Origin of the sequence: Pectobacterium jejuense (assembly GCF_026800125.1) — a bacterium.
Classification (GTDB): domain Bacteria; phylum Pseudomonadota; class Gammaproteobacteria; order Enterobacterales; family Enterobacteriaceae; genus Pectobacterium; species Pectobacterium jejuense.
The window spans coordinates 208693-234083 of sequence record NZ_JAPQKX010000004.1 but is presented as its reverse complement, the minus strand read 5'-3'; the positions used below and the strand labels follow the sequence as shown (position 1 = coordinate 234083).

Annotated in this window: 26 protein-coding genes and 1 other RNA gene; 13 read left to right on the top strand and 14 right to left on the bottom strand. The window is 51.3% G+C overall.

Going from position 1 to position 25391, the window contains the following annotated elements:
• The first annotated feature begins 244 nt into the window (after positions 1–244).
• Both NXT09_RS09585 and curA read left to right on the top strand, forming a co-directional pair.
• Positions 245–751 (top strand): TIGR00645 family protein, encoded by a 507-nt coding sequence (locus NXT09_RS09585; protein WP_010285299.1) that lies wholly within the window; start codon positions 245–247, stop codon positions 749–751.
• 94 nt (positions 752–845) lie between these two features.
• Positions 846–1883: an NADPH-dependent curcumin/dihydrocurcumin reductase gene (gene curA, locus NXT09_RS09580; RefSeq protein ID WP_268579526.1), complete on the top strand. Its 1038-nt coding sequence runs from the start codon at positions 846–848 to the stop codon at positions 1881–1883.
• A 50-nt stretch (positions 1884–1933) separates the two neighbouring features.
• Here curA and NXT09_RS09575 read toward each other — a convergent pair whose 3' ends face one another.
• The 9 genes from NXT09_RS09575 to NXT09_RS09535 form a co-directional block, all read right to left on the bottom strand.
• Positions 1934–2236, bottom strand: a complete 303-nt coding sequence (locus NXT09_RS09575; RefSeq protein ID WP_268579525.1) for a DUF2645 family protein — start codon at positions 2234–2236, stop codon at positions 1934–1936.
• 15 nt (positions 2237–2251) lie between these two features.
• Positions 2252–2560 carry a DUF2645 family protein gene (locus NXT09_RS09570; protein ID WP_268579524.1) on the bottom strand — a complete coding sequence of 103 codons (309 nt, stop codon included), beginning with the start codon at positions 2558–2560 and terminating at the stop codon, positions 2252–2254.
• A 106-nt stretch (positions 2561–2666) separates the two neighbouring features.
• Positions 2667–3095: a hypothetical protein gene (locus tag NXT09_RS09565; RefSeq protein ID WP_268579523.1), complete on the bottom strand. Its 429-nt coding sequence runs from the start codon at positions 3093–3095 to the stop codon at positions 2667–2669.
• Positions 3095–3715: a hypothetical protein gene (locus NXT09_RS09560; RefSeq protein WP_268579522.1), complete on the bottom strand. Its 621-nt coding sequence runs from the start codon at positions 3713–3715 to the stop codon at positions 3095–3097. The genes NXT09_RS09565 and NXT09_RS09560 overlap by 1 nt, the downstream gene beginning before the upstream one ends.
• Before the next feature lie 148 nt (positions 3716–3863).
• Positions 3864–4343 (bottom strand): Hcp family type VI secretion system effector, encoded by a 480-nt coding sequence (locus tag NXT09_RS09555; RefSeq protein WP_268579521.1) that lies wholly within the window; start codon positions 4341–4343, stop codon positions 3864–3866.
• Positions 4344–4692: 349 nt separating this feature from the next.
• Positions 4693–5904, bottom strand: coding sequence for an FAD-dependent 2-octaprenylphenol hydroxylase (ubiI, locus tag NXT09_RS09550; RefSeq protein WP_268579520.1), 1212 nt, complete (start codon positions 5902–5904; stop codon positions 4693–4695).
• Positions 5905–5932: 28 nt separating this feature from the next.
• The gene (gene ubiH / locus NXT09_RS09545; RefSeq protein WP_268579519.1) at positions 5933–7111 is read right to left on the bottom strand and encodes a 2-octaprenyl-6-methoxyphenyl hydroxylase; all 1179 of its coding nucleotides are present in this window, start codon (positions 7109–7111) and stop codon (positions 5933–5935) included.
• Between the two features lie 45 nt (positions 7112–7156).
• Positions 7157–8482 (bottom strand): Xaa-Pro aminopeptidase, encoded by a 1326-nt coding sequence (pepP, locus tag NXT09_RS09540; protein ID WP_268579518.1) that lies wholly within the window; start codon positions 8480–8482, stop codon positions 7157–7159.
• Between the two features lie 57 nt (positions 8483–8539).
• Positions 8540–9127 carry a YecA/YgfB family protein gene (locus NXT09_RS09535; protein WP_205553850.1) on the bottom strand — a complete coding sequence of 196 codons (588 nt, stop codon included), beginning with the start codon at positions 9125–9127 and terminating at the stop codon, positions 8540–8542.
• Positions 9128–9319: 192 nt separating this feature from the next.
• On the opposite strand from NXT09_RS09535, the gene zapA reads away from it, so the two are divergent.
• From zapA to NXT09_RS09520, 3 genes are all read left to right on the top strand, one after another.
• On the top strand, positions 9320–9649 hold the full coding sequence (gene zapA, locus NXT09_RS09530) for a cell division protein ZapA (RefSeq protein WP_010284667.1): 330 nt from the start codon (positions 9320–9322) through the stop codon (positions 9647–9649).
• 74 nt (positions 9650–9723) lie between these two features.
• Positions 9724–9907: non-coding RNA, 6S RNA (gene ssrS, locus NXT09_RS09525), on the top strand.
• 39 nt (positions 9908–9946) lie between these two features.
• Positions 9947–10594 carry a 5-formyltetrahydrofolate cyclo-ligase gene (locus NXT09_RS09520; protein ID WP_268579517.1) on the top strand — a complete coding sequence of 216 codons (648 nt, stop codon included), beginning with the start codon at positions 9947–9949 and terminating at the stop codon, positions 10592–10594.
• Here NXT09_RS09520 and nadR read toward each other — a convergent pair.
• The 3 genes from nadR to serB all read right to left on the bottom strand — a co-directional run bounded on the left by nadR (position 10591) and on the right by serB (position 14341).
• The gene (nadR, locus tag NXT09_RS09515; protein ID WP_268579516.1) at positions 10591–11844 is read right to left on the bottom strand and encodes a multifunctional transcriptional regulator/nicotinamide-nucleotide adenylyltransferase/ribosylnicotinamide kinase NadR; all 1254 of its coding nucleotides are present in this window, start codon (positions 11842–11844) and stop codon (positions 10591–10593) included. The two genes, NXT09_RS09520 and nadR, sit on opposite strands and share 4 nt — an antisense overlap.
• A gap of 119 nt (positions 11845–11963) precedes the next feature.
• A complete protein-coding gene (gene radA / locus NXT09_RS09510) occupies positions 11964–13346 on the bottom strand; it encodes a DNA repair protein RadA (RefSeq protein WP_268579515.1) in 1383 nt (460 codons plus the stop codon).
• 17 nt (positions 13347–13363) lie between these two features.
• On the bottom strand, positions 13364–14341 hold the full coding sequence (serB, locus tag NXT09_RS09505; RefSeq protein ID WP_039282511.1) for a phosphoserine phosphatase: 978 nt from the start codon (positions 14339–14341) through the stop codon (positions 13364–13366).
• Positions 14342–14496: 155 nt separating this feature from the next.
• On the opposite strand from serB, the gene NXT09_RS09500 reads away from it, so the two are divergent.
• The gene (locus NXT09_RS09500; RefSeq protein ID WP_268579514.1) at positions 14497–15192 is read left to right on the top strand and encodes a YtjB family periplasmic protein; all 696 of its coding nucleotides are present in this window, start codon (positions 14497–14499) and stop codon (positions 15190–15192) included.
• Between the two features lie 54 nt (positions 15193–15246).
• On the opposite strand, the gene NXT09_RS09495 is transcribed toward NXT09_RS09500, so the two are convergent.
• Positions 15247–16167, bottom strand: a complete 921-nt coding sequence (locus NXT09_RS09495) for a hypothetical protein (RefSeq protein WP_268579513.1) — start codon at positions 16165–16167, stop codon at positions 15247–15249.
• Between the two features lie 291 nt (positions 16168–16458).
• Between NXT09_RS09495 and prfC the strand changes: the two genes are divergently transcribed.
• The 7 genes from prfC to NXT09_RS09460 all read left to right on the top strand — a co-directional run bounded on the left by prfC (position 16459) and on the right by NXT09_RS09460 (position 23202).
• Positions 16459–18048 carry a peptide chain release factor 3 gene (prfC, locus tag NXT09_RS09490; protein ID WP_240584431.1) on the top strand — a complete coding sequence of 530 codons (1590 nt, stop codon included), beginning with the start codon at positions 16459–16461 and terminating at the stop codon, positions 18046–18048.
• Positions 18049–18553: 505 nt separating this feature from the next.
• Positions 18554–19162, top strand: coding sequence for a molecular chaperone OsmY (gene osmY, locus NXT09_RS09485; RefSeq protein ID WP_205553839.1), 609 nt, complete (start codon positions 18554–18556; stop codon positions 19160–19162).
• A gap of 145 nt (positions 19163–19307) precedes the next feature.
• The gene (locus NXT09_RS09480) at positions 19308–19469 is read left to right on the top strand and encodes a DUF1328 domain-containing protein (RefSeq protein ID WP_009114573.1); all 162 of its coding nucleotides are present in this window, start codon (positions 19308–19310) and stop codon (positions 19467–19469) included.
• 172 nt (positions 19470–19641) lie between these two features.
• The gene (locus tag NXT09_RS09475) at positions 19642–19830 is read left to right on the top strand and encodes a CsbD family protein (RefSeq protein WP_010284712.1); all 189 of its coding nucleotides are present in this window, start codon (positions 19642–19644) and stop codon (positions 19828–19830) included.
• A gap of 114 nt (positions 19831–19944) precedes the next feature.
• The gene (locus tag NXT09_RS09470; RefSeq protein WP_268579511.1) at positions 19945–20742 is read left to right on the top strand and encodes a TatD family hydrolase; all 798 of its coding nucleotides are present in this window, start codon (positions 19945–19947) and stop codon (positions 20740–20742) included.
• Positions 20743–21059: 317 nt separating this feature from the next.
• On the top strand, positions 21060–22337 hold the full coding sequence (locus tag NXT09_RS09465) for a NupC/NupG family nucleoside CNT transporter (protein WP_039304533.1): 1278 nt from the start codon (positions 21060–21062) through the stop codon (positions 22335–22337).
• Positions 22338–22485: 148 nt separating this feature from the next.
• Positions 22486–23202, top strand: a complete 717-nt coding sequence (locus tag NXT09_RS09460; protein WP_268579510.1) for a 4'-phosphopantetheinyl transferase family protein — start codon at positions 22486–22488, stop codon at positions 23200–23202.
• 216 nt (positions 23203–23418) lie between these two features.
• Here NXT09_RS09460 and NXT09_RS09455 read toward each other — a convergent pair whose 3' ends face one another.
• On the bottom strand, positions 23419–25380 hold the full coding sequence (locus tag NXT09_RS09455; protein ID WP_268579509.1) for a TonB-dependent receptor domain-containing protein: 1962 nt from the start codon (positions 25378–25380) through the stop codon (positions 23419–23421).
• Between the last annotated feature and the right edge of the window lie 11 nt (positions 25381–25391).

The window sequence follows — 25391 nt, the reverse complement described above, 5'->3', positions numbered from 1 at the left end:
GCTGACGCTAGACAGTGTAGGAAGGTGAAAAAGGGTGAACCTTCAGATGCGTGCCATGAGCGGCAGGAGGACGGCATCGGTTTGAAGGTGAGTGCAGGCCGGATCACAAAACGCGGAAATCATTGCTGGGGGCACGATAGGACAGAGCATTCTGTAAATGGTGCATTCTGCTCAAGAATTGATTAACACCACAGCAGGACTTTTCGCTATTATTTCCCTCTTTTCCACCTGCATATAGTGAGTTATGGAACGTTTTATTGAGAATCTGATGTACTCATCGCGCTGGCTGCTTGCCCCTGTTTATCTCGGGCTATCGCTGGGATTGCTGGCGCTGGCGATCAAGTTTTTCCAGGAGGTGTTCCACGTCCTGCCTAATATCCTGGATATCGCTGAAGCAGATTTGGTGCTGGTGCTGCTGTCACTCATCGATATGACGCTGGTCGGCGGATTGCTGGTGATGGTGATGCTGTCCGGTTACGAGAACTTTGTCTCGGCGCTGGATATCTCCAAAGGTAGAGAAAAGCTGAACTGGCTCGGTAAGATGGACTCCGGCTCGCTGAAAAATAAAGTTGCCGCGTCGATTGTCGCTATCTCGTCGATCCATCTGCTGCGCGTGTTCATGGATGCCCGTAATATCCCGGATAACAAGCTGATGTGGTACGTGATTATCCATTTGACGTTTGTGCTGTCTGCACTGGTCATGGGGTATCTGGATCGCATGTCGCGTTACGAAAAAAGCAAAACGGCATAACGAACGCCGCACGGTTTGCGTAGCCAGATGAAAGAACAGATCCTATTGTTAACGAAGTGATTTTATCAACACGCTTTGTTTAACGGAGGATATTATGCCGCAGACCGATCAAATTAACCGCCGTGTGGTTCTGGCTCAGCGCCCGCACGGCGCGCCAACACAAGAGACTTTCCGTGTGGAACAGCAGCCTGTCCCGCAGGTCGATTCAGGACATATCCTGCTGCGTACGGTGTTTCTTTCCCTTGACCCTTATATGCGTGGCCGCATGAGCGACGCCCCTTCTTATGCTAAACCTGTCGAACTGAATGACGTGTTGGTCGGCGGGACAATCAGCCGCGTGGTGGAGTCAAAACACCCTGATTATCAGACCGGTGATTGGGTGCTGTCCTTCAGCGGCTGGCAGGATTATGCAATTTCCGACGGCAAAGGATTAACCAATTTGGGTCAGTCGCCGACGAATCCTTCCTACGCGTTGGGCGTGCTGGGTATGCCGGGCTTCACCGCGTATATGGGACTGACGGATATCGGCCAGCCGAAAGCGGGTGAAACGCTGGTGGTGGCTGCCGCGACCGGCCCAGTCGGCGCGACGGTTGGACAGCTCGGGAAATTGAAAGGCTGTCGGGTTGTTGGCGTGGCAGGGGGCGCAGAGAAATGTCGCTATGCGGTTGAGGTGCTGGGATTTGATGCTTGCCTCGACCACCGGGCGGATGATTTTGCAGAGCAGCTGAAACAAGCCTGCCCTAAGGGAATCGATATCTACTTTGAAAACGTTGGCGGGAAAGTCTTTGACGCCGTGCTGCCGCTGCTGAATACCTCGGCACGTATTCCGGTGTGCGGATTAGTCTCCGGATACAATGCGACAGGGCTGCCGGATGGGCCGGATCGTTTACCGCTGCTGATGGGGACGATCCTGAAGAAACGTATTCGGATGCAGGGATTCATTATCTTTGATGATTATGGTCATCGCTTCGATGAGTTCTGGAAGGATGTATCGCCGTGGGTCGAAGAAGGTAAGATCAAATATCGCGAAGAGATCGTCGACGGATTGGAAAATGCTCCCGAAGCCTTTATCGGCCTGCTGCACGGCCGCAACTTCGGTAAATTAGTAGTCAGAGTCGGACCCGACGCCTGATACACCAGACTCGCCGCTGCGGCGGCGAGTTTTGCGCTAGACAGAGTGTGTTACCAGTACGGGCAGATAGTCACGCGCGTATAGAAACTGCCTGAGTAATACATGAGAATAACAAGGTAAGTAATTATTCTTGGCGGAGTCCGTTTAACCAAAAGAAAAGGTATAGACAAAGGAATGATAATAAAATTTGAAAAACTATCAGCATAGCTTCTCGGGTTTTCACAAAAATTATTAAGTGAGCTGTCACCAAATAGCCACCCAGACTCGATTGATGAAAAGGCATTAATTAAAAAAAAGCACAAGATTGAGTAAGCGTAAAAATAGACGTTATAGGTATAGTTTTTTTTCAGCATTTTGTTGGGTCTTGTTTAGTCAACTATTGAACAAACACTAATGCGTGTATAGAAACGGTATGAGTGATACATCAGGATAGCAAGATAGGTGACGATTCTAAGCGGAGTTCTTCTGACCAGAAGAAAAGGGATAGATAAAGGAACGATAATAATACTTAAGAAACCATCTGCATCGGATTTTGGCACTTCACAGAAATCTGCAACTGAGTCGCCATCTATCATCCATTCATATTCGATGGTAGAAAAAACGTTAATTAGAAAAAAGCATAAGACAGAATAGGCGTAAAAATAGACGTTGTAGATATAGCTGATTTTTCTTAACATTTTTTAATTTCCCGATTTCTAATTCCTTTTAGAGTGGGTTCTAAGCCAAAGACATATCAAACGCGAATGTAATCATTTTTAAGCCACAACGCTATTCACTCATTCATTAGCGTTGCTCCTTGGATAAATCCAACATTAAACATTCGACTTCTTTCATTGTTACCCTATCTTTCTCTTTTATTCTAATGATTTGAAAGTATTCATCGAATGATGGGTAATTACCTAAGGAAAAGTCATCAATTAATGGGATTCCAGTGCTATTAACATAATCAAGCAACTCATCGTAAGCCTCATTAATGTTATCTAGGTCACATAAATATATCGTGCTTATCTGGGGGGTTGCCTCATCACTAGGCCCATAAGAAAAATAATAATTATTTGACAGTCTCGGTACGTCCCTGATTTCTTTATAGGTTAATGTATAGTACTTAAAAATGTCTTTTTCCGTATAAACGGTATAAGGAACGATGATAAGCCATCCCCAAAAAAACAGCAGGGAAGATAATGAAATGAAGATGGTTAAGAACGTTTTCATTACAATTTAAATCCCAGGAATGTATTCTCATCAATCGTGTTGATCACCAGATCGTTTTCATAAGATGAAAACGGTTTTATAACAGACAAATAAGGTGGTAACGGTTTTTTATAAGGGTAAGCATGCATCTCCGGATCGGGGAAAATGAGTGGTTTAAGTTCATTGTTCTTATATCTCCCTACTGGACCATAGTAATCCCATATTTTAAAAGCATATTCTTTCGATTTTTTCTGACTAAGTGCAATATAGTCTCTGGGAAGAACTACTGAATAAAAGCCGACTAAATTGGAAACCAGATCTTCGCAGCTAAAACCGCTATCCGTAGCAAGTGAGAACAGGGGGTTAGACTGTAACCCTTCAAATTTTAGAGAGACGTAAAACATTATGGAGAGCGCAATAGAGCGTTTAGTCTCTATCGACAGCCCTCTTTTGACCTTCCATTGCGCATGAACCCCCGTCTGCACATGGCGATAATGCATAGCCTGAGAATAATTAACCAAGAAATATCCTTTAAGTAACGGATTCGCAGGTTCACTAATGAGTTGCCCCCACAAATCCCTCGCATCGTCACCTTTTGCGTGGCCTAAATCAATCCACCCAAGCTGTTCGGTGTAAATCAAACGATTCCTTTCTATATCTCGCCTTGTTGTCATTCCAAATGACTCCGACTGAAGGTTTTATCACTGGGCTGCCACTTGTTGCTCGCTATCCCTCCTGATACAAAACCATAATGTATTAAAGAATTAATGAGGTGTGTTTTATGGCTTATCAGTACATATTCTCAGTCAATATGCTGTATCCCGATGTGCCTGCAATATTGTGTTGGCAGGTAATGCTTTCATAGCGCAGGCTTAGGGTTTCAAAAGGCTGCATATCGCTATGCGTCAATGAATTGGGATTCTGATTAGAGAGATTGACAATAGACGCATCCCTTAATGTGATTGTCATGTAGTTTTCTTGCGTCCCGCTGGCGGAGGTACGGTAATACCTCAATTCAACTTCCATTAGCTCATTGTTGGCGATGCTGGTTAGCAAGAGTGGTGTAGATTTATCAACGACTTTGGTTACGGAAAAGGGATGATGATTGACGTGTCGATCTCTTGATAAGTCGTAATTCGTTGCATAAACAAAAATCTCATCTTCGTGACCAGATATATGTTTATTTCCTACAGAATCGATACTTAGACACCCTTCAGAGATCAGTCCCTGAATTTTTCCGGTGATCTTCATGAAAATAGAATTAGCCATTCGTGTAACTCCCTGTTAAACAATCCTTGTTGGGAACGTTATAACGTAAATCTTGATTGAACAAAAGAAGAACTCGACTATTTAATAAGAAATATGATTCCTGTCAGAAAGATATCCTTTCTAAAATTATATAATTAATTGTTTTTATTGATAATTATCCTTGCGGGGGAAGGGTTTTTATTACTCTGCTAATTATGTTTTGATGATAAATTTATTATATAAATAAAAATATCTTGGTCGATTAAATAACAAGGGGGATGGCTAAGTAAATTAGTGCTTTAATTAAAAAGAAAGCGTTATTGATAACTCGCCGCTTAAGCGGCGAGCTTTATTATCTATTCTGGTTTTATTATTTCCCGACGCTAAGCCAGTCTGGCAGATCGTGTAATCCCATTGCCTGACGTACCAGCGTAGGTTTAATGCCGGGCAGTTTGTCCGCTAGCACCAGACCGACATCACGCAGCAGCTTTTTCGCCGGATTGTCACCGTCAAACAGTTCGCGGAACCCCTGCATACTGGCGAGCATCACCGCAGCGCTGTGTTTGCGGCGGCGTTCATAGCGTCGCAGATAAAGGTGCTGGCCGATGTCTTTGCCCTGCGCCTGTAAGCGCTTCACTTCCGCAATCAGTTCGGCGACATCCATGAAACCAAGGTTGACACCTTGCCCCGCCAGCGGATGAATGGTGTGCGCTGCGTCGCCGACCAGCACCAGCCGGTGTGCCGCGAAGCTGCGAGCGTAGCGTCCGGTCAGTGGGAAAGTCTGGCGTTCGCTTTCCAGTTCACACAGCCCCAAGCGCATATCAAAGGCAATAGCGACCTGACGATTGAATTCTTCGGCAGGCAAGCTCTGCATCGCCTGGGCCTGTTCCGGTGAAAGCGACCAGACAATCGAACAAAGGTGAGGTTCGTCCAGCGGCAAGAACGCCAGAATACCGTCGCCGTGAAACGTCTGACGCGCAACGGACTGATGTGGGTGTTCAGTTCGAATATTGGCGACCAGCGCGTGATGGCCGTAGTCCCAAAAGGTCAGTGGAATATCCGCATGCTGACGCAGCCACGAATGGGCGCCGTCCGCACCGACTACCAGCCGGGCGGTCAGCATGCTGTCGTCTTGCAACGTAATGAAGGCTTCGTTCTCGCCCCAGGCGACCTGTTTTAATGATGCGGGGGAGAGCAGGGTGATGTCGCTTAACTGGGCGGCGCGTTGCCACAGCACCTGCTGAATCACCGGGTTTTCAATGATATGTCCAAGGTGGGAAAAGCCGAATTCTTCACCGCTAAAACTGATTTTGCCAAAGCTGTCTTTGTCCCATACCTGCATATCGTTGTAAGGGCTGACGCGTTGCGCCACGAGATTTTCCCAGACGCCGATATGGCGCAAAAGACATTCGCTGGCGGCATTGATGGCAGAGACGCGCAGGGCATGGTCTTTCCCGAGCGGTTGAGGTTCGGCCGTCTGTTTCTCCAGCACGGCGATACGCAGGCCGCTGCCCTGTAAGCCGCAGGCTAGCGCCAGACCGACCATACCGCCACCGGCAATAACCACGTCGAATGATTGCATTTCCGTCTTTTCCTGTTGGCGAGCTTAATTAACGTTCTACCCAGCCTAGCGTGCGACGAGCAAAGGCGTCGCGCATCAGCGGCAGGTTATTCATGGCGATCAGTCCCAGATTGCGGCTGACGGTCAGCGCGGCATAGCGGTTAGCGAACAGCCTGACCAGCCCATCGGTGATCGCCACCGTGGAGTGTTGGTCAGGCGTGCGCCGCTGTTGATAGCGGTTGAGTACCGTGTACTGGCCGATATCCTGCTGGTTTTTTGCCGCGTCGACGAGGGTTTCTGCCAGCGACATCACATCGCGAATCCCCAGATTAAAGCCCTGTCCGGCAATCGGGTGCAGCGTTTGTGCCGCATTACCCACCAGTGCCAGTCGATGGCTAATATGCTGGCTGGCCGTGAGTAAGCGCAGCGGGTAGCTGTGGCGTTCGCCGATATGGGTGAACTGCCCCAGACGCCAGCCAAAAGCCAGCTGTAGTTGCTGGCGAAATTCGGCTTCGCTCCACCCATCGACCTCATGTTGACGGTGTTTATCATGGCACCAGACGAGCGAGCAGCGCCCGTTGCTCATCGGCAAAAGCGCCAGCGGGCCGTGCGGGGTAAATCGCTCGAACGCGCGGCCGCGATGGGGTTCGGCAGTTGTCACATTGGCTATCGTCGCGATCTGATCATAATCATGCTGCTGCCATTGAATGCCGCAGGACTGCGACAGCATGGATCGCGAACCGTCGGCGGCGACCAGTAGCTGACCCGTTAGTTCGGTACCGTCGTCCAGCGTTAGCGTTGCGTTATCCTGCGTCCGCGTGACGGCAACGACTTTGGCTGGGCAATGCAGGCGAACGCCCGGTGCCTGTTGCAGCAGGGAAAACAGGCGTTGTCCGACGTCGTGCAGTTCAACCACATGGCCTAATGCCTGAACGTGATAGTCCGAGGCTTTCAGGTTCACCACGCTGGCATGGCCGCGTTCGCTGACGTGAATGTCGGTTATCGCCGTTGCATTACCCGACAGCGCTTGCCAGATGCCCAGCGCTGCTAGCTGCTGACGTGTGCCATCAGACAGCGCGAGGGCGCGTGCGTCAAAACCCGGATGTTCCTTGTCGAGCGGCGAGTGTGCCTCGATCAGGTCAACCGGGATTGCGCCCTGCGAAAGCCGCGATATTGCCAGCGCCAGCGTTGCGCCCGCCATCCCGCCACCGACAATCATGACCGCCATGCTGTTGTCCTTTGCAATTATGCTATTGTCCTTTGAAAGGACGGCTTAGTGTTGTGTATCATGCCGTTGCGCCATGAGCGCTTCGATGGCATCAGCGTCTTTGATTACGCCAGCCGTCAGGTTTTCATTGCCGTTTTCGGTGATCACGATGTTATCTTCGATACGTACGCCGATTCCCCGGTACTGCTGTGGCACTTTGGCATCGGGTGCGATGTAAAGACCTGGCTCGATGGTCAGTACCATACCCGGTTCCAGCGGACGACCCCGATCGGTGGTGCCGTAATCACCCACGTCATGCACGTCCAGACCCAGCCAGTGGCTGAGGCCGTGCATGAAGAACTGGCGATGTGCCTGCTCGGCAATCAACTCTTCCACTTCACCTTTCAGCACGCCGAGCTTGATAAGCCCGCTGACCATGATGCGCACCACTTCTTCGTTCACTTCACGGATGCTGCGACCTGGACCAAACAGTTCCAGCGCCCGCAGCTGTGAGCGCAGCACGATGTCGTAAATAGCACGCTGCGGCGCGGTAAACTTGCCGTTGACAGGGAAGGTGCGGGTAATATCGCCAGCATAGCTTTTGTATTCACAGCCGGCGTCAATCAGCACCAGATCGCCGTCGCGCATTTGCGTTTCATTTTCGGTGTAATGCAGGATGCAGGCGTTGTCACCGCTGCCGACGATGGTGTTGTAAGAAGGATAGCGCGCACCGTGACGGGTAAATTCGTGGTGAATTTCGCCTTCAAGCTGATATTCATACATGCCGGGGCGACATTTCTGCATAGCGCGAGTGTGGGCCAGCGCGGTAATTTCACAGGCGCGGCGCATTACGCTGATTTCTTCTGGTGATTTAAACAGGCGCATTTCATGCACCCACGGGCGCCAGTCGGTCAGCGTCGCAGGGGCAGCAAAGCCCTGACGGGTGCCGTTGCGTAAGGTGTCGAGCGCGGAGAAGACCAGCTTGTCGGCATAATCGTACTGCCCTTGCGCGTGGTACACCACGTCCAGCCCATTCAATAAGAGATGCAGCTGTGCGCCGATTTCGCCAAACGGCAGGGCGCGGTCAACACCGAGTTTGGCGGGTGCTGCTTCCTGGCCGAGACGACGACCAAACCAGATTTCGGCTGTCAGATCGCGTACGCGGTTGAAGATCACGCTGTGGTGATGTTTGGCATCGCTTTTTACCAGCAACAGCACGGCTTCCGGTTCGTTGAAGCCAGTGAAATACCAGAAATCGCTATTTTGACGATAAGGATAGTCACTGTCGGCATTGCGCTGCGCTTCCGGCGCAGAAAAAATAATCGCCGCGCTGCCCGGTGCCATTTTTTCCAACAGTACCTGACGACGACGAAGAAATTCTTGTGGATTCATCACCTGCTCCTGAAAGTAGTCCGTGCGGTTACCTTTCCTTTCCGCCTTGCATAAAAATCAATGCAGCGTCGGTTTTTGCTGCTCGGGCGCAGTCACAACGCGCTGGCTGGTAAACTCGGTATGGCACAAAATGGCAGAAACGCGAACATACTCAATCACTTCTTCCAGCGATTGCTCCAGCTCTTCCTGATCTTCATCTTCGTCGTAGCCAAGCTGTGCTATGTTGCGTAAATCTTCGATGGCTTCTTTCAGCTCACCTTTGGCTTTGTTCAACTGCGGTTGAGCCACGCCCAGCCCAAGCAGGAAGTGGTTAACCCAGCCTGCCAGCGCGTCGGCGCGATCGAAAACGCTCACGCTCTCCAGCGAATCGTCCGGCAGGAAAAGCTGGAACAGAAAACCATCATCTTCCAGCGCTTCACGCGTGGCCTGGTATAGGTCCTGAAGCGGCTGTGACAGCGTTTGGGTAAACGCCATGCCTTCATTAGTCAGTTCAAAAACCAGCGTTCTCCAACTGTCGTCATGGTTTCCACCACACAGCATCCCACTGATCAAACCGTGCATTTCTGCTGCGGTCAGCGCGACTTGCTGTTGGTGAAGCAGTTGGTCAAGGCCTTCATAGGCGGGAAACGTATTCTCTATAGACATGCGGATTCGTCATCGTTGGCTGGATTGGTTCGTGCTATGCTACCACCAAGCTCCCTTTCGATACCAGAAAGGGCTTGTATCTTAGATCTCAGCTATATATAGTTGCGCCCGCTTTAACGATCCCGATGTAACGGGTAATGCTCATGCTATGCGGCACGCGGGCGCAAGAACGACAAAAGGCAGGAAGGTGGTATGTCTGCACAACCAGTAGATATTCAGATTTTTGGCCGTTCGTTAAGAGTGAATTGCCCGCCAGAACAACAGGATGCGTTGAATCAGGCTGCGGAAGATCTTAACCAGCGGTTGCAAGATCTTAAAGTTCGCACTAGAGTCACAAACACTGAGCAACTGGTGTTTATTGCCGCGCTGAACGTGTGCCATGAGCTGGCGCAGGAACGGGGTAAGACGCGTGATTATGCGTCGAATATGGAACAGCGTATTCGTATGTTACAGCAGACCATCGAACAGGCGTTGCTGGAGCAGGGCAAGATCACCGAGCGTCAGGGTGCACAATTTGAATAACGTCGTATTTTGACAAAAGTACGGTGTTTTTACGCGATAAGACGTGCTAAGGTTTATCGCGAGTAACGAATAAAATTTCTCTGAGATGTTTGTCAGCGGGCCAGTCCCCTGAGCCGATATTTCATACCAACAGAATGTAATGCTCTGCGGTTGGTGAGCACGCTCGGTTCGTCCGAGAAGCCTTAAGACTGCGACGTTATGTTCACCTTGAACCAAGGGTTCAAGGGTTACAGCCTGCGGCGGCATCTCGGAGATTCCCTTTCTTTTATCATTCTTGTCCCGTGGCGAATGCGGCCCATGTCATCTTCTGATTCATCTTCATCGGCATTTCCTGATACGTCACTCTCCTCTACAGCAGCATCGCGTCAGCAAATTCGTCAGGCTGTGCGGCAGAATCGACGTTTACTGACGTCAGAGCAGCAGTCGCGTTTTGCGCAACAGGCGTGTGAGCGCGTCATGGCGCATCCGAAAATCATACGGGCAGATAGCGTAGCGGTATTTCTATCATTTGATGGCGAGCTGGATACAACCCCGCTGATTCAACAGCTGTGGCAGCAGCAGAAACGCGTGTATTTGCCGGTTCTGCATCCGTTTCGCACCGGGCATCTGCTGTTCCTGCGCTATGCGCCAGACACCGAGTTGGTACGCAATCGTCTGAAGATTATGGAACCGCGTTTGGATGTGCGTCAGGTGCTGCCGTTACCGCAGTTAGACGTCTTGCTGACGCCGCTGGTGGCGTTTGATCATCTGGGACAGCGGCTTGGTATGGGGGGCGGGTTTTACGACCGTACGTTGCAGTATCGCAACCAGATATCGCGTGGGCCTTACCCGATCGGTCTGGCCCACGATTGTCAGCAGGTTGACGCACTGCCAGTGGAAAGCTGGGATATTCCGCTGCCGGAAATCATTACCCCCTCCCGCCATTGGCAGTGGAACACGCGCTAACTTTTGAGCGGTTCAGGCGAGCGATCGTGGCCCAACATCTGTTGTACCAATTCCACACAGTGCAGGAAGCGCGAATCGTAGTCCGACTCTTTGATGTAAACGTACGGGATATTATTGTTAGCCAGCATCGTTTTCAGCAGATCCTGGAACTCCGAACGGGCGGTGGTGCTGCCTAAACTGCGCAGCCCGTCGGCAACCCACGGCGTGTTGTTTTCCAGCAAAATCACCAGATCGAATCGGTATTCGTCGATCAGCGCCTGAACGAACGGGTGCTCACGGCCCTCATATTTCTTGCAGAACGCCTGCGTGGTGACGAAATCGGTGTCGATAAAGGCTACTTTATTGGCATATTTCACTGCAAAATCAATGTACTGTGCCTGACCTAGCGCTATCTTGTCGTAGTCGGAATACTGCAACGCCATCTCGTCACCGCCCAGATGGGAGAACACGTAATCGCGGCCATATTCCCAGGCGCTGGTGGTGTTGAAGATATTCGCCAATTTGTTCACCAGCGTGGATTTACCGCTGGATTCGCCGCCAAGAATGGCAACGGTACGCACAAAGAACGGCTTCACTTCGGTCGGGATATAGTCCCAGTAGCGGAAGGGATCGTGACGAATCTGCGAACCACTGATGTTCATAAAGGAGCGCTGCGGGTCGATCAGGACGGCCTCAATGCCCAGTTGCTCACGGTACTGCGCGGCATCCTGTTCTTCGCTGGTGTAGACGAAATTCGGCGTGATGCTTTTTTCCTGCATAAACGCCTGAATTCCTTTACTCCACACATCCCAGCCGTGCGGGTAAGGCTCCATTCCTTGCTCATTGAAGGCGTGAATATGAATATTTTTCTGATATTTAAAGGTCTGCAATAGCCAACGCAGGCGGTCGCTGACGGTAGGCTGCTGTGACATCGAGCTGTTCTCAAACAGCAGGCGGTCACGTGGTTCGTCGTAACCTAAAATCACATGCAGTTCATCGACCTGGCTACAGGCTCGCTGGATCAGGTAAATGTGGCCAGTGTGTAGCGGATAGAACTTGCCGAAGACGACACCAATGCTCTTTTCGTGGCGCGGGAATTCCAGTTCAAGAAAGCGATGCAGCGCTTCCAGCTTCTGGGCACTAGGGCTTTTGATTTTGGCATTAAGTAATTGACTGAGATAGCCTTTGGTCATATCGGTCGCGTCGGCAACCTGCTGTAGGGTGCAACCCTTCTGCCGGATGGCGGATTTCAGGTAATCAAATGATGACATGGTGCAGCACTCTTGTTTAGCTTACTAAACAAAATACCACAGAACAGGGCAACATCCGCTACGCTTTCATCCCCTGTTTAGCTCAGGATGGAAGGGGCGGATGGCCTTCTGTGGTCCGTTTAGAGATCGTCGAGGATCGCCAGCGCGTCGGCCAGCTTTTTCACGCCGAACACCTGCATGCTGGCAGGGACTTTCTTCGGCATATTGGCATGAGGAACGATGGCGCGTTTGAAGCCGTGCTTGGCGGCTTCGGTAATCCGTTCTTGTCCGCTCGGAACCGGACGGATTTCGCCCGCCAGACCGACTTCACCGAAGATGACAAGATCCTGTGGCAGTGGGCGATCGCGGAAGCTGGAGACCAGCGATAGCAGCAGCGCCAGGTCGGCGCTGGTTTCGGTGACTTTAACGCCGCCGACGACATTCACGAATACATCCTGATCGGACATCTGCAAGCCGCCGTGGCGATGTAATACCGCCAGCAGGATGGCTAATCGGTTTTGCTCCAATCCGACCGCCACGCGACGCGGGTTGGCCATCATCGACTGATCCACCAGCGCCTGAATCTCGACCAGCAGCGGACGGGTACCTTCCCACACCACCATGACCGAACTGCCGGACGTGATTTCGTCCCCGCGGCTGAGGAAAATTGCCGACGGATTGCTGATCTCGCGTAGACCCTGTTCCGTCATCGCGAACACGCCCAGCTCGTTAACGGCACCGAAACGGTTTTTATGGCTGCGCAGGGTGCGGAAGCGGGAATCGGCATCGCCATCCAGCAGCACGGAGCAGTCGATACAGTGTTCCAATACTTTTGGCCCAGCGAGTGAGCCATCTTTGGTGACGTGGCCGACCATCACGATAGCAACACCGCGCGTTTTGGCGAAGCGCGTCAGGTAGGCGGCAGTTTCACGCACCTGCGCCACGCTGCCGGGAGACGATTGAATATCAGCGAGATGCATGACCTGAATGGAGTCGATCACCATCAGCTTCGGCTGTTCCTGTTCGGCGATCAGGCAAATCTGTTCAATGCTGGTTTCCGACAGCATATTGAGATTCTGGGTCGGCAGGTTGAGACGATGCGCCCGCATAGCCACTTGCTGTAGTGATTCTTCACCGGTGACGTATAGGGTTTTCATGTTCTCTGAAAGCTTGCAGAGCGTTTGCAGCAGTAAGGTACTTTTACCCGCTCCGGGGTTACCGCCGATCAGAATCGCACTGCCGGGGACGACACCGCCGCCCAGAACGCGATCAAACTCCTGAAAGCCGGTAGAAAAGCGCGGCAGAGCTTCAAGACTGATTTCCGAGAGCTTTTGTACCCGGCTGACGCCAGCGCTTTCGCCCGCATAGCCGGTGAGACGGTCGGAACGTGATACTGACGCCGAGGCCAGACGGACTTCGGTAATGGTGTTCCAGGCATGGCAGGCGCTGCACTGTCCTTGCCAGCGCGGGTAATCAGCCCCGCATTCATTACATACAAACGCCCGTTTGATGGCTTTTGCCACGTCTCACCTCCAACTGATTAACGCTTTTCGTGTCTCATACTGCCGCTGAGAATGCACAGCACGCCAGTCAGATCGGCATGACGGATGGTTACCGCAGACTGCTCATTGACCTTCGGTTTGGCGTGATAGGCAATGCCTAAGCTGGCTGCCTTGATCATCGGCAGATCGTTCGCGCCGTCGCCAATCGCAACGGTCTGATGCATTGGAATTTCCAGCTTTTCCGCCAGCTGTTGCAGCGTGGTCGCTTTATATTTTGCATCGACAATCGTGCCGATGACATCGCCGGTCAGCTTGCCGTCTTGCATGCCTAATTCGTTGGCAACGGCGGCGACAAGACCTAATTCATCACGTAAATAGTCGGCAAAGTAGGTAAACCCGCCCGATGCAATCGCGACGTGCCAGCCTGCTTCCTGAAGCTGGCTAACCATATTACGCAGGCCCGGCATCAGTGGCAGCGTTTTACGCACCGTCTGTAAGATATTGGCGTCGGCACCTTTTAATGTCCCTACGCGCTGGCGCAGGCTGTCAGCGAAATCCAGCTCGCCGCGCATGGCGCGTTCGGTGACTTCAGCCACCAGCTCGCCTGTGCCCGCCAGTTTGGCGATTTCATCAATACATTCGATCTGAATCGCAGTGGAATCCATGTCCATCACCAGTAAACCCGGCGAACGCAGCGTTGGCGCGTTACGCATGGCCGCGACATCGATGCCCAGTTCGTGGGCCAGCTTGGTTGCGCGCGGCGTCAGCGTGCCAGCTAAACGCACGACCTGATAATCGCCCACGTTCCAGGCGCTCACGATCACCATCGCGCTCCCCAGCTTACGCTGGTAGCGGGAAATCAGGTTTTTATCGAGGACGTCGCTGTAGATCAGCCAGCCTGTGTCGCCAGCGCGGTAGTCAAGCGGCATCACTTCGTCACCGCTTAATGATAGTGGCAGTCCCGGCCAACAGTTGATCTCATCAGGGAGATCACGATAGGTCAGACTATTCGACATGGGGTAAATCCTCTGCTGGCAGTAGTGCGATAAGTCGTGCGATAAAGAAGGATGCGGCGTCGACCAAACATATCCCTCCAAAAACTGGGCAACAAGCTATCCTATCGTCGGCGCTTCTGGCAACATGAAAGTATCCAAATCGTGTAAGGATTATCATGGTTCGCGCCCGGGTGAAATTTCGTCTACACCGCACGGCAATTGTGCTGATTTGCCTCGCTCTGCTAGTGGTATTAATGCAAGGTGCGTCCTATTTCAGTTTGAGCCACCAGATGGCGCGATCTGAACAGGTTGAAGATCTGGCGCGTACGCTCTCCAGACAGGTGGCTTACAGCCTTTCTCCGCTGATGGGCAGCGTGGATGATAATAGTCAAAAAATTAATACCATCCTCAAACAGCTTACCGATCACAGCCGCATTCTGGATGCCGGTGTGTATCAGCAGGACGGCTCGCTGGTAGCGCATATCGGTGAACAGGTGCAACTGAGAGACAGGCTGGCGCTGGACGGCAATCGGGTCGGTAGCTACTTTAACCATCAGTTGGTTCAGCCGATTGAGGGAAAAGAAGGGCCGATCGGCTTCCTGCGGATTACCTTAGATACCCATGTGCTGGCGACCGAAGCCAGACAGGTCGATAACACTACCAATATTCTGCGTCTGATGATTTTGCTTTCACTGGCTATCGGCATCATCCTGACCCGCACGCTCTTGCAGAATCGCCGTACCCGCTGGCAGCAGTCGCCTTATCTTCTTACTGCAAGTACGCCAGTGAAAGAAGAAGATGAGACCGAAAATGACACGCAGCCAGACAGCGGTTCGGTAGTGAAAAAAGACGGGGAAGAGAAAAGCCTCTGACACACGAACGGCCGCCCCGTACAAACGCTTTGTTTGTACGGAGGACGATGCGAGTTATTTCAATGACAGTTGAAACTCCAACCAGTGGCTATGGAATTGATTGAGTATCGAGGTGTATTCGCTTTTGGTGTAGCGATCGGATGCAGTAACGGAAATATAGTTACGAAAATTGCTGAACATGGCGTCGTTGTCGTTTGATGCAGCCAGAGAAAAGATTTGCTGGCGTTGAACCTGCGTGGCTGACGTGCCTTCCGCGTTTTTCTGTAGTTCCTGGAAAGTCGCATTCGCCTTATCAGTGTCTCCCGCATCGACGCTGCGCTGATACTCATCTTGCAGAATATGTTTTTCCACATTACTTAGCGCATCAGACTGGTACTGGATGAAGTCCTGAATATCCTTATCGGCTTTCGGTTGCGTGCTGCTATCCACATAGCGGTTTTTCAGTTCTTCCAGCTTTGCCGCTTTTATGGTGATTTCCATGCTATCGGTGGTGTAGTTCCATAATCTCACGTCGGACGGTCTCGACAGCGCCTGATTCACCAGACCGACAAACTCTTCTTTACTGATGCCGCTGTCTTCTTTGAGGTGATTTGACCAGTCTTCGAGCGCCATTTTGTTGGTCTCGACGTGATTAACAGATAGATTGATGCCCAAGGTGGGTTCCATGGCATTTCTTTGTCGTGCGAGATGTAGGGCTTGTGCCTCTGTCCGCTGCGCATTTTCATCTATCTTGGTCAGGCTAGGATGCAGGGGCTTGCCAGCATTTTCTTTCAACCGTGCCATCGCTTCCGCAGAGATTGTTATATTGCTGGGAAAGGTGAGCGCCGTTTTCCCGGTAATCGGATCGATGATGCGTGTGATGTCGCCGCTGGCCGTGGTGGGTTCTGTTGTCGTGGAACGTGCCGTGTTCGATGATGTCGCGGTGCTTTGGGCCTGAGAATTGCCATAACCCGTATTATTTACAGACAAGCTCATACTCTCTCCTTAAGTGCGATCATGTGGTTAAATATTGACCCAAATATTATCGGCAAAGATAAATGATAACTTTATAAATGATTTATGGCGTAATTGTTGACGGCGGTATCAGAACGGTGACGGCGGGCACGATGTCTCCGCGCTGTTTATGCCATCACCGATTGTGTCTGCACGTTAAATCAGGGAAAATGCTCGGCTATAGTTTATTTCCGCTTTGCCTGACGATCTGACATCGGTGTGTTGTTGACTTGATGCTGACGCCGGGTGGCTAACAAAAGAAACCTGAAAATCATGTCTCCAAGTGAATACGCCCGCGAAGTCTCCAAAAGAAGAACGTTCGCTATCATTTCTCACCCCGATGCCGGTAAAACCACGATTACCGAAAAGGTCCTGCTGTTCGGACAGGCGATCCAGACTGCCGGTACGGTAAAAGGGCGTGGTTCGAACCAGCATGCGAAATCCGACTGGATGGAGATGGAAAAGCAGCGTGGTATCTCCATCACCACGTCCGTGATGCAGTTTCCCTACCGCGAATGTCTGGTGAATCTGCTCGATACCCCAGGGCACGAAGACTTCTCCGAAGATACCTATCGTACGCTGACGGCGGTGGACTGCTGCCTGATGGTGATCGACGCCGCCAAAGGCGTCGAAGATCGTACGCGTAAGCTGATGGAAGTCACCCGTCTGCGCGACACCCCGATTCTGACGTTCATGAACAAACTTGACCGTGACATCCGCGATCCAATGGAAGTGCTGGATGAAGTCGAGAGCGAGCTTAAGATTGCCTGTGCGCCAATTACCTGGCCGATTGGCTGTGGCAAATTGTTCAAAGGCGTGTACCACCTTTATAAAGACGAAACCTATCTGTATCAGACCGGTAAAGGCCATACGATTCAGGAAGTGCGCATCGTTAAAGGGCTGAACAACCCGGAACTGGATACCGCTGTTGGCGAAGAGCTGGCTGCGCAACTGCGTGAAGAGCTGGAACTGGTGCAAGGCGCATCGCACGAATTTGAGCTGGACGCGTTTCTGGCAGGTGAGCTGACGCCTGTCTTCTTTGGTACGGCGCTGGGTAACTTCGGCGTTGACCATATGCTGGACGGCTTAGTCGCCTGGGCCCCTGCGCCGATGCCGCGTAAAACGGATACCCGTGAAGTGACGGCGGCGGAAGAGAAATTCACCGGCTTTGTGTTCAAGATTCAGGCCAACATGGACCCGAAACACCGTGACCGCGTGGCGTTTATGCGCGTGGTGTCCGGAAGATATGAAAAGAGCATGAAGCTGCGTCAGGTGCGTACGGGCAAAGACGTAGTGATTTCAGATGCGCTGACCTTTATGGCGGGCGACCGTTCCCACATTGAAGAAGCCTACCCCGGCGATATCATCGGGTTACACAACCACGGCACTATCCAGATTGGCGATACGTTTACACAGGGTGAAGATATGAAATTCACCGGTATCCCTAACTTTGCGCCGGAACTGTTCCGTCGTATCCGCCTGCGCGATCCGCTCAAGCAGAAACAGCTGCTGAAAGGGCTGGTACAGCTGTCTGAAGAAGGCGCAGTGCAGGTCTTCCGTCCATTGACCAACAACGACCTTATCGTGGGTGCCGTCGGTGTGCTGCAGTTTGACGTGGTCGTTGCTCGTCTGAAAACGGAATACAACGTTGAGGCGATTTACGAATCGGTTAACGTTTCTACCGCACGCTGGGTTGAGTGCAGCGATGTGAAGAAATTCGAAGAGTTTAAGCGTAAGAACGAACTGCATCTGGCGCTGGATGGCGGTGATAATCTGGCCTATGTGGCACCGACGATGGTGAACCTGAACCTGACGCGGGAACGCTATCCAGAAGTGACGTTCCACCAAACGCGCGAGCATTAATTTTGATCGGTTGCGCGACGGTTTCATGAGAATCATCGTGACTGTGGCGTTTAAATCGTGACCACATTGTTAAAATAATCATCACCCGGTTATGCTTGGCTTTGGGCCAAAAATGCCGGGTGTTTTTATTTTTAAATATGTTAAAAAACAATGCATTACCCTGATTTTTTTCCTGCTGTGACTTCTCGCTTTAGTGCAACAGACAAATCTGAATTGCTGCGCATATTCCCTTGCTCCCCTGTGATTTTCCATTCTGTAGGCTATAGTTAACAGCGTGTTAACTGATTTAGCTTGTTCAACTGTTGGTGCAATTTAAGTTGGTTCATTATTTTGATTTGTTTCGTCTTTGCAATTCAATACTCTGGTTTTTTTATGTAAGCAGAGGAAATCATCGGAGTGTTGATAACGTCATTATCACCTTGATTTGCTGATGACGGTGCAGGCGTTAACGTGACCCAAATCGGTTATTTCGGGTTTATAGAAGAACATAAGAAGGAAGACATCGATGAAAAAGACCAAACTGACACAATCGCTGATCGTAGTTGCTCTGGGTTCGATTCTGGCTGGCGGTGCCATGGCTGAGGAAACGTTAGGGCAGAAAGTAGAACGTATCGCGGACACAACTGGTGCAAAAATCGATAGTTCCGCCAATAAAGCCTCTGGCTACGTCAATGACAGCGCTATCACAGCAAAAGTGAAGAGTGCGTTGCTGGAAGATAAATCGATTACCAGCAGCGACATTTCCGTTGAAACATCAAATGGCGTCGTCACGCTGAGCGGCTTTGTTGGTAGTCAGGAATTGAGCACCCGTGCGGTGCAAATCGCTACGCAGGTTGAGGGCGTTCAGTCCGTCAGCGATAAACTGCAGGTGAAAGATTCCCAATCACAATCGGTTGGCGCTTATGCCGATGATGCTGTGATTACCAGCACGATTAAAGCCAAACTGCTGGCAGATGATATTGTTCCGTCCCGTAAAGTGAAAGTCGAAACGCAGGCTGGCGTTGTGCAACTGAGCGGCGAGGTGGACAGCAAAGCACAGTCAGACCGGGCTGAAAGTATTGCGAAGGCCGCTGACGGTGTGAAAAGCGTCAAGAACGACCTGACAGTTAAATAACCATTTCACACAGGGTTATCCGTGATAGCGGATAACCCTACCTAATCCGCATAATAAAACACCATCTGTGGATACGCAGTCAGGACGTAAGAATCGCGTCAGGATGACCACCATGATTTTCCATTTTGTCTGGTAAGGAGAGCGTATGTTTCGTTGGGGCATTATATTTTTAGTTATCGCACTGATCGCGGCGGCACTGGGTTTCGGCGGATTGGCCGGTACAGCAGCTGGCGCGGCGAAAATCGTCTTTGTAGTTGGTATTATTCTGTTTCTGGTTAGCTTGTTCGCGGGTCGGAAACGGCCGTAGCACAGCACATCCTTTCATTCTTTCTCCATAGAAAGAAATGTAATACAGAGCACACAGCCGCGCCACGCGGCTGTCACATTTTACCGGCACACTATCTTCTATTGGCATACTATCTTTTACTGACACTACTCGCGTATTTGCTGCATTTCGACAGTTTATCAGGAGGGTTATGATGAATAGCGATATCGTTGTTGGCAAATGGAAGCAGTGGAAAGGGAATTTCCTGGCGCTGTGGGCCGATTGGTTTGACAGCGACTGCGCCTGGCTGGAAGGGAGTAATGATTACCTGTCCGGCGTCTTGCAAGAGGGTTACGGAAAAGCACACGAAGAGGTATCCTCAGAGAAAACCACGTTACACTGAGGCTATACCGCAACGACCAGTCCGATTCTGCCATGAGGCTTTGGCAGGATAGTACTTGGGCGTAGATTAGGTCGCCTCATCTTGACGTGACTAATCTTGACGGAGAGAAGCAACGTGCTTTCTGAACGACACCGCTTTATCGATACCCACTGTCATTTCGATTTCCCCCTATTTTATGATGATGCACCGGAAAGTTTGCGACTGGCGCAAGACGCTGGGGTTGAGCGCATTATTATTCCGGCTGTGGCCTCTCAGCATTTTGAGCGCGTGTTGACGCTCGCTCGCACCTACTCTCCACTTTACGCTGCACTGGGCCTTCACCCGCTTTATATCGCCGAACATCAGGAAAGCGACCTGCTCCGTCTGGAAGAGGAACTGCGCCAGCTACCTGTCACGCTGGTTGCGGTGGGGGAGATTGGGTTGGATCTCTATATGCCGGAACCGCAGTTTGAGCGGCAGCTTACCTTTCTTGAGGCTCAGCTTCGGCTGGCGAAAAAATACGATCTCCCGACGATCCTGCATTCGCGGCGCAGCCACGACAGGCTCGCGCAGTTGCTCCGTCGTATCGACGTGCCGCGTACTGGCGTGGTTCACGGGTTTGCAGGCAGCCTGGCGCAGGCGCAAGCCTTTATCCGGCTGGGCTATTACATCGGTGTCGGGGGAACTATTACCTATGACAGAGCGAATAAAACGCGTCAGGCGATCGCGCAGTTGCCGTTAGATCGGCTGCTGCTGGAAACCGACGCGCCCGATATGCCGATGAGTGGCTATCAGGGACAGCCAAACCGACCCGAGCGTATTTCGTGCGCGTTTCAAACGCTGTGTGAGTTACGTGCAGAACCGCCTGAAGAGATCGCTGAGGCGCTGTGGCAGAATTCATTCAGACTGTTTGGACGGCTTACCCCAACGTAACGCCGAGAGTGTTACGTCGCTACCCGTTACACCACTGCTATTCCCCCCAAGTGGAAGAATCTTTGCTTCCGCTTTTCTCTTATTTCTGTGCAACAGCTGACAGAACAGTCATTCCGATTTCATATACCAACCATAAAATTGTGATGAAGATCACTTTTCGGTATTTTTGACTGTTCGATGTTGTATGTATTTGTGACATAAATTAGCGACCTTTACGGGCCTGTCTTTATAATCGGCTCGCCAGCGCGTGCTTACCGTTCTGGCGAAACGATTTTTATTATGCTCTCACTTTTTTCACGCGTTATAGGGAACTGCACATGCAACTCGTTATGAGTCTCATCGGCATGATTGTTCTGATACTGTGCGCGGTTATGCTGTCCAATAACCGTAAAGCTATCAGATTGCGCACCGTAGCCGGTGCTTTCATTCTTCAGATCGGTATTGGTGCACTGGTGCTGTATGTACCAGTAGGCCGCAAGGTTCTTGAAGGTTTGACGGGCGGTGTAGCAAACGTTATCGCCTACGGAAATCAAGGCGTTTCGTTCATGTTTGGCGGTTTGGTCTCCGACAAAATGTTCGAAGTATTTGGCGGTGGCGGGTTTGTTTTCGCACTCCGCGTATTGCCGATTATCGTCTTTTTCTCTTCCCTTATCGCTGTGTTGTACTACATGGGCATTATGCAGTTGGTCATCAAGGTACTCGGTGGCGGATTGCAGAAACTGCTGGGAACCTCCCGTACTGAATCCCTCTCTGCGACGGCCAATATCTTTGTTGGCCAAACGGAAGCGCCGCTGGTGGTCCGTCCGTATATTGCCAACATGACGCAGTCAGAGCTGTTTGCGGTAATGTGTGGCGGGTTGGCGTCGATTGCAGGTGCGGTGATGGCGGGTTATGCCCAGATGGGCGTGCCGTTGGAATACCTGATTGCGGCATCCTTTATGGCTGCACCGGGCGGGTTACTGTTCGCCAAACTGATGGTGCCGGAAACGGAAAAAACGCACGACCATGATGAGATGGTTGGTTTTGTCGATGAAGACGATCGTCCGGCTAACGTCATTGATGCCGCGGCAAGCGGTGCGGCTTCTGGTATGCAGCTGGCGCTGAATGTGGGGGCGATGCTGCTGGCGTTTATCGCCTTGATCGCCGTGTTGAACGGTATTCTGGGCGGCATCGGCGGCTGGTTTGATTACCCGCAGCTGTCACTGGAACTGATTCTGGGCTGGTGCTTTGCGCCTGTCGCGTTCCTGATTGGTATTCCGTGGAGTGAGGCAACCGTGGCGGGCTCGTTCATTGGGCAGAAGCTGATCGTCAACGAGTTCGTTGCTTACATGAATTTCAGTGAATATCTGAAAGCGGATGATGTGGTGCAGGCCGCGGGTTTGCAGGTTCTGTCGGATCATACCAAAGCTGTGATTTCGTTCGCGCTGTGCGGCTTTGCTAACCTTTCGTCTATTGCTATCCTTATTGGAGGTTTGGGCAGTATGGCACCGACTCGGCGTCAGGATATTGCCCGCTTTGGTTTGAAAGCGGTTGCGGCAGGTACGCTTTCGAACCTGATGAGCGCCTGCATCGCAGGGTTCTTCCTGGCCCTGTAAATGTAACCAGGCATTCTTGCAGTAGCGAGATGATGGGCGGCGAAAGTCGCCCATTGTTCGTTTAACCCCTACATTTTTTAGGGGTTAAACGTGGCCGATGTAGCATTTACCGAATGCGGGTGCGATATGCTTGCCTGAGTGGAGCAACATGCTTTCTGCTTTTATTGACGATGTTGAATGGATTACTTTTCCACGGGCAACGGACGGTGCCGCCTACCCAGGTATTACTGCTCGCTGCCATTTTCATTTGTCTGCCTACAACGACGCGCTTTTTGCCGAGGCGAACATTCCTTTCTCCGACGCGCTAGAGCGCGCCGTACCGAAACGACGCGCCGAATTTCTGGCCGGACGCTGTGTGGCCAAACACGTGTTGAACAAGCTGGAACACCCTGATTTTGTTCTGCATAGCGGGGAAGACCGCTCGCCGCAGTGGCCGGGTAATATTGCCGGTTCGCTGAGCCATAACAAAGACAGCGTACTCTGCGCCGCCCATTTACGGAGCGATGCGCTATCGTGCGTGGGGGTGGATATCGAAGGATTTATGTCTGACGAGCGTGCGCAGTCGCTGTGGCCCGGCATCATTGGCGACGAAGAATTCCAATGGTTTCAGGAGCGGGATGAGGCATTTAGCTGCTTGCTGACGATCAGCTTCTCGGCGAAGGAGAGCCTGTTTAAGGCGCTTTACCCGCAGGTCCGGCACTATTTCGATTTTCTGGATGCCAGACTGGTGGCGCTGGATATCACCAAACGCGAGTTCGAGCTGGAACTGCTGACGGATCTCACTCCGACGTTTTACGCCGGACGCCGTTTTAAAGGCGCGTATCTGTTAAGAGAGTACGACGTCACTACATTTCTCTGCTGCTAAAAAAGCCCGCGTTAGCGGGCTGAGATTGCTTACAAAGACCGTTGAGCGGGAGTAACGGATAGATCCGTAAAGACGCTACAAGTACGTCCATGTAAGCTCGGATTGCGCCATCCCTGGCGCAAACGCTTTACTCTTCTATTCCGTTACACCCGTTTTCATTCGGCAAATAGGTTTGTCAACGGTCTGAAGCCCGCGTTAGCGGGCTAGAGTCATTCATCAGAACTTATAGCTCACGCCGCCGTACACCGTACGTCCAGACAGGAAGTAGTCGTTGTTGGTAGCGACGTAATCCCGTTTTTCGTTAGTCAGGTTCGTGAGGCCCAGCTTCAGGTCTACGTTTTTAATTGGCGTATAGGTTGCACCGATATCCACGGTATTAAAGCCGCGTGTCTTACTGACTTCTTTATCAAACAGATACTGATTGCCCGTGTACTGGTAAGAAATATAGGTTGATAAATTATCCAGTGCCTGCCAGCTCAACTGTGTGTTAACCGTATTTTTCGGTGTTTGCTTCAAGCGCATTTTGGTGGTGCGGTCTTCGGCATCGACGATGGTCCAGTTGGTTGTCCAGTTCAAGTCATCTGTCACATCGACCCAGAATGAGGTTTCAATCCCCTGAATCCGTGCTTTGTTGACGTTTTCATAAGTGAGGCGTGTCGCGACTCTGTCCCAGGTTTGGACCTGAATCATGTCTTTAATATCGTTATTAAATAGCGTAACGCCCGCGCCAAAGCGTTCGGCTTCATAAGCGGTGCCAATTTCATAGCTGATTGACGTTTCAGGCTTCAGGTCTGGGTTACCTACCGTCTGGCAACGGCCACGGCAGGCCGCGATGGCATAAGATTCCGATGATTGCGCAATGGAAGGTGCTTTAAACGCTTTGCTGACGCCGCCTTTTACCACCCAGTTGTCAGTTAGACTATAGGTAGCATAAGCGCGTGGGCTGAATTCTGTACCGTACGTCTCATGTTTATCGACACGTCCGCCGAAGGTTAATGCCAGATCGGCGAGTTTGAATTCATCTTGCAGGAAGAGTGCTCCCTGACTCACGTCAATGGTGCCGTTGGGTAGATTCATGCTGTGTTTTAGTGAAGTCAGACGGTATTCTCCTCCACCGGTCAGTAAATGGTCGCCCAGATAACCAGAGACTTGTCCGTCAACGGTGTGGTTGTCCTGCGTAATATCTGCTTTGCCATTATTGAGCTGGGAATTATCCATCAATTCCACATTTTCATAGAAGTAGCGCAGACGCGTATCGGCGTTATCCCAACTGCCGTTGTGCGTTAACCCCAGCCCCAGTCGTTCCATTTTTTGGATGTTACGCACCGCAGCACCATAGTTATTCCAACGTACATCACGGTCGTCTTTGGTATATGTTACGTCAAAATCCAGACTCTGTTGAGAATCAAGCAGCCACGTCAGGTTTCCTATTACGTTGTAATTGTCACGTTTTTCCAGCGCATCAGTATTCTGATTGATCGACTGTTCCGTTTTCCATGCGTCACGTTTTCCGCCATCGGCCAGCAGGCTTCCCAGTAACGTATTCTCTATCAGTGGACCGCTGATATAACCGTTCAGACGGTTATGATCGCCGCCGGAACCTTCTGTTGGTGCTTCAAAGTTATAGCCAATGTCACCTTTGAGGTCGTTACCTGGTTGTTTCAGAATTACGTTAACAACGCCGCCTAACGCATCGGCACCGTACAGCGAAGACATCGGGCCACGGATGACTTCGACACGTTCGATAGCGGAGATAGGAATCGCACTTAGGTCGAAATCGTTCCCCATGTTGCCCGCAAGTGCATCACGGGAATTTACCCGGCGGCCATTGATGAGCAACAACGTGTAGTCTGATTTCATGCCACGGATTTTGATTTCGTTACGGCCATAGCTGGTAGAGGGATTGATGTTAATGCCCGGCAGCTTTTTCACCGCGTCGGAAACGTTATTCACCGACATCTTTTCCAGCTCGGCGCGGGTGATGACAGAAACGCTGGCGGGGGCGCTTAGCGTAGTGTGTTTCGTCTGTGTTGCTGTCACGACGATTTTTTCATCTTCCGCGTTTTCTGCCTGTGCGAGTGCAGGCAGTGCCAGTAACCCGGTCACCAGCAGGGCGCGATACACCTTGCTGTGTGGGAAATGATGATATGAAAAACGACTTTCCGGTTTTAGCTGCATGTCAAAGACCC

Bases quoted from the DNA above. Each gene is read 5' to 3' on its own strand.
- NXT09_RS09585 (WP_010285299.1), top strand. From the start codon at position 245: ATGGAACGTTTTATTGAGAATCTGATGTACTCATCGCGCTGGCTGCTT.
- curA (WP_268579526.1), top strand. From the start codon at position 846: ATGCCGCAGACCGATCAAATTAACCGCCGTGTGGTTCTGGCTCAGCGC.
- NXT09_RS09575 (WP_268579525.1), bottom strand. From the start codon at position 2,236: ATGCTGAAAAAAAACTATACCTATAACGTCTATTTTTACGCTTACTCA.
- NXT09_RS09570 (WP_268579524.1), bottom strand. From the start codon at position 2,560: ATGTTAAGAAAAATCAGCTATATCTACAACGTCTATTTTTACGCCTAT.
- NXT09_RS09565 (WP_268579523.1), bottom strand. From the start codon at position 3,095: ATGAAAACGTTCTTAACCATCTTCATTTCATTATCTTCCCTGCTGTTT.
- NXT09_RS09555 (WP_268579521.1), bottom strand. From the start codon at position 4,343: ATGGCTAATTCTATTTTCATGAAGATCACCGGAAAAATTCAGGGACTG.
- ubiI (WP_268579520.1), bottom strand. From the start codon at position 5,904: ATGCAATCATTCGACGTGGTTATTGCCGGTGGCGGTATGGTCGGTCTG.
- ubiH (WP_268579519.1), bottom strand. From the start codon at position 7,111: ATGGCGGTCATGATTGTCGGTGGCGGGATGGCGGGCGCAACGCTGGCG.
- pepP (WP_268579518.1), bottom strand. From the start codon at position 8,482: ATGAATCCACAAGAATTTCTTCGTCGTCGTCAGGTACTGTTGGAAAAA.
- NXT09_RS09535 (WP_205553850.1), bottom strand. From the start codon at position 9,127: ATGTCTATAGAGAATACGTTTCCCGCCTATGAAGGCCTTGACCAACTG.
- zapA (WP_010284667.1), top strand. From the start codon at position 9,320: ATGTCTGCACAACCAGTAGATATTCAGATTTTTGGCCGTTCGTTAAGA.
- NXT09_RS09520 (WP_268579517.1), top strand. From the start codon at position 9,947: ATGTCATCTTCTGATTCATCTTCATCGGCATTTCCTGATACGTCACTC.
- nadR (WP_268579516.1), bottom strand. From the start codon at position 11,844: ATGTCATCATTTGATTACCTGAAATCCGCCATCCGGCAGAAGGGTTGC.
- serB (WP_039282511.1), bottom strand. From the start codon at position 14,341: ATGTCGAATAGTCTGACCTATCGTGATCTCCCTGATGAGATCAACTGT.
- NXT09_RS09500 (WP_268579514.1), top strand. From the start codon at position 14,497: ATGGTTCGCGCCCGGGTGAAATTTCGTCTACACCGCACGGCAATTGTG.
- NXT09_RS09495 (WP_268579513.1), bottom strand. From the start codon at position 16,167: ATGAGCTTGTCTGTAAATAATACGGGTTATGGCAATTCTCAGGCCCAA.
- prfC (WP_240584431.1), top strand. From the start codon at position 16,459: ATGTCTCCAAGTGAATACGCCCGCGAAGTCTCCAAAAGAAGAACGTTC.
- osmY (WP_205553839.1), top strand. From the start codon at position 18,554: ATGAAAAAGACCAAACTGACACAATCGCTGATCGTAGTTGCTCTGGGT.
- NXT09_RS09480 (WP_009114573.1), top strand. From the start codon at position 19,308: ATGTTTCGTTGGGGCATTATATTTTTAGTTATCGCACTGATCGCGGCG.
- NXT09_RS09475 (WP_010284712.1), top strand. From the start codon at position 19,642: ATGAATAGCGATATCGTTGTTGGCAAATGGAAGCAGTGGAAAGGGAAT.
- NXT09_RS09465 (WP_039304533.1), top strand. From the start codon at position 21,060: ATGCAACTCGTTATGAGTCTCATCGGCATGATTGTTCTGATACTGTGC.
- NXT09_RS09460 (WP_268579510.1), top strand. From the start codon at position 22,486: ATGCTTTCTGCTTTTATTGACGATGTTGAATGGATTACTTTTCCACGG.
- NXT09_RS09455 (WP_268579509.1), bottom strand. From the start codon at position 25,380: ATGCAGCTAAAACCGGAAAGTCGTTTTTCATATCATCATTTCCCACAC.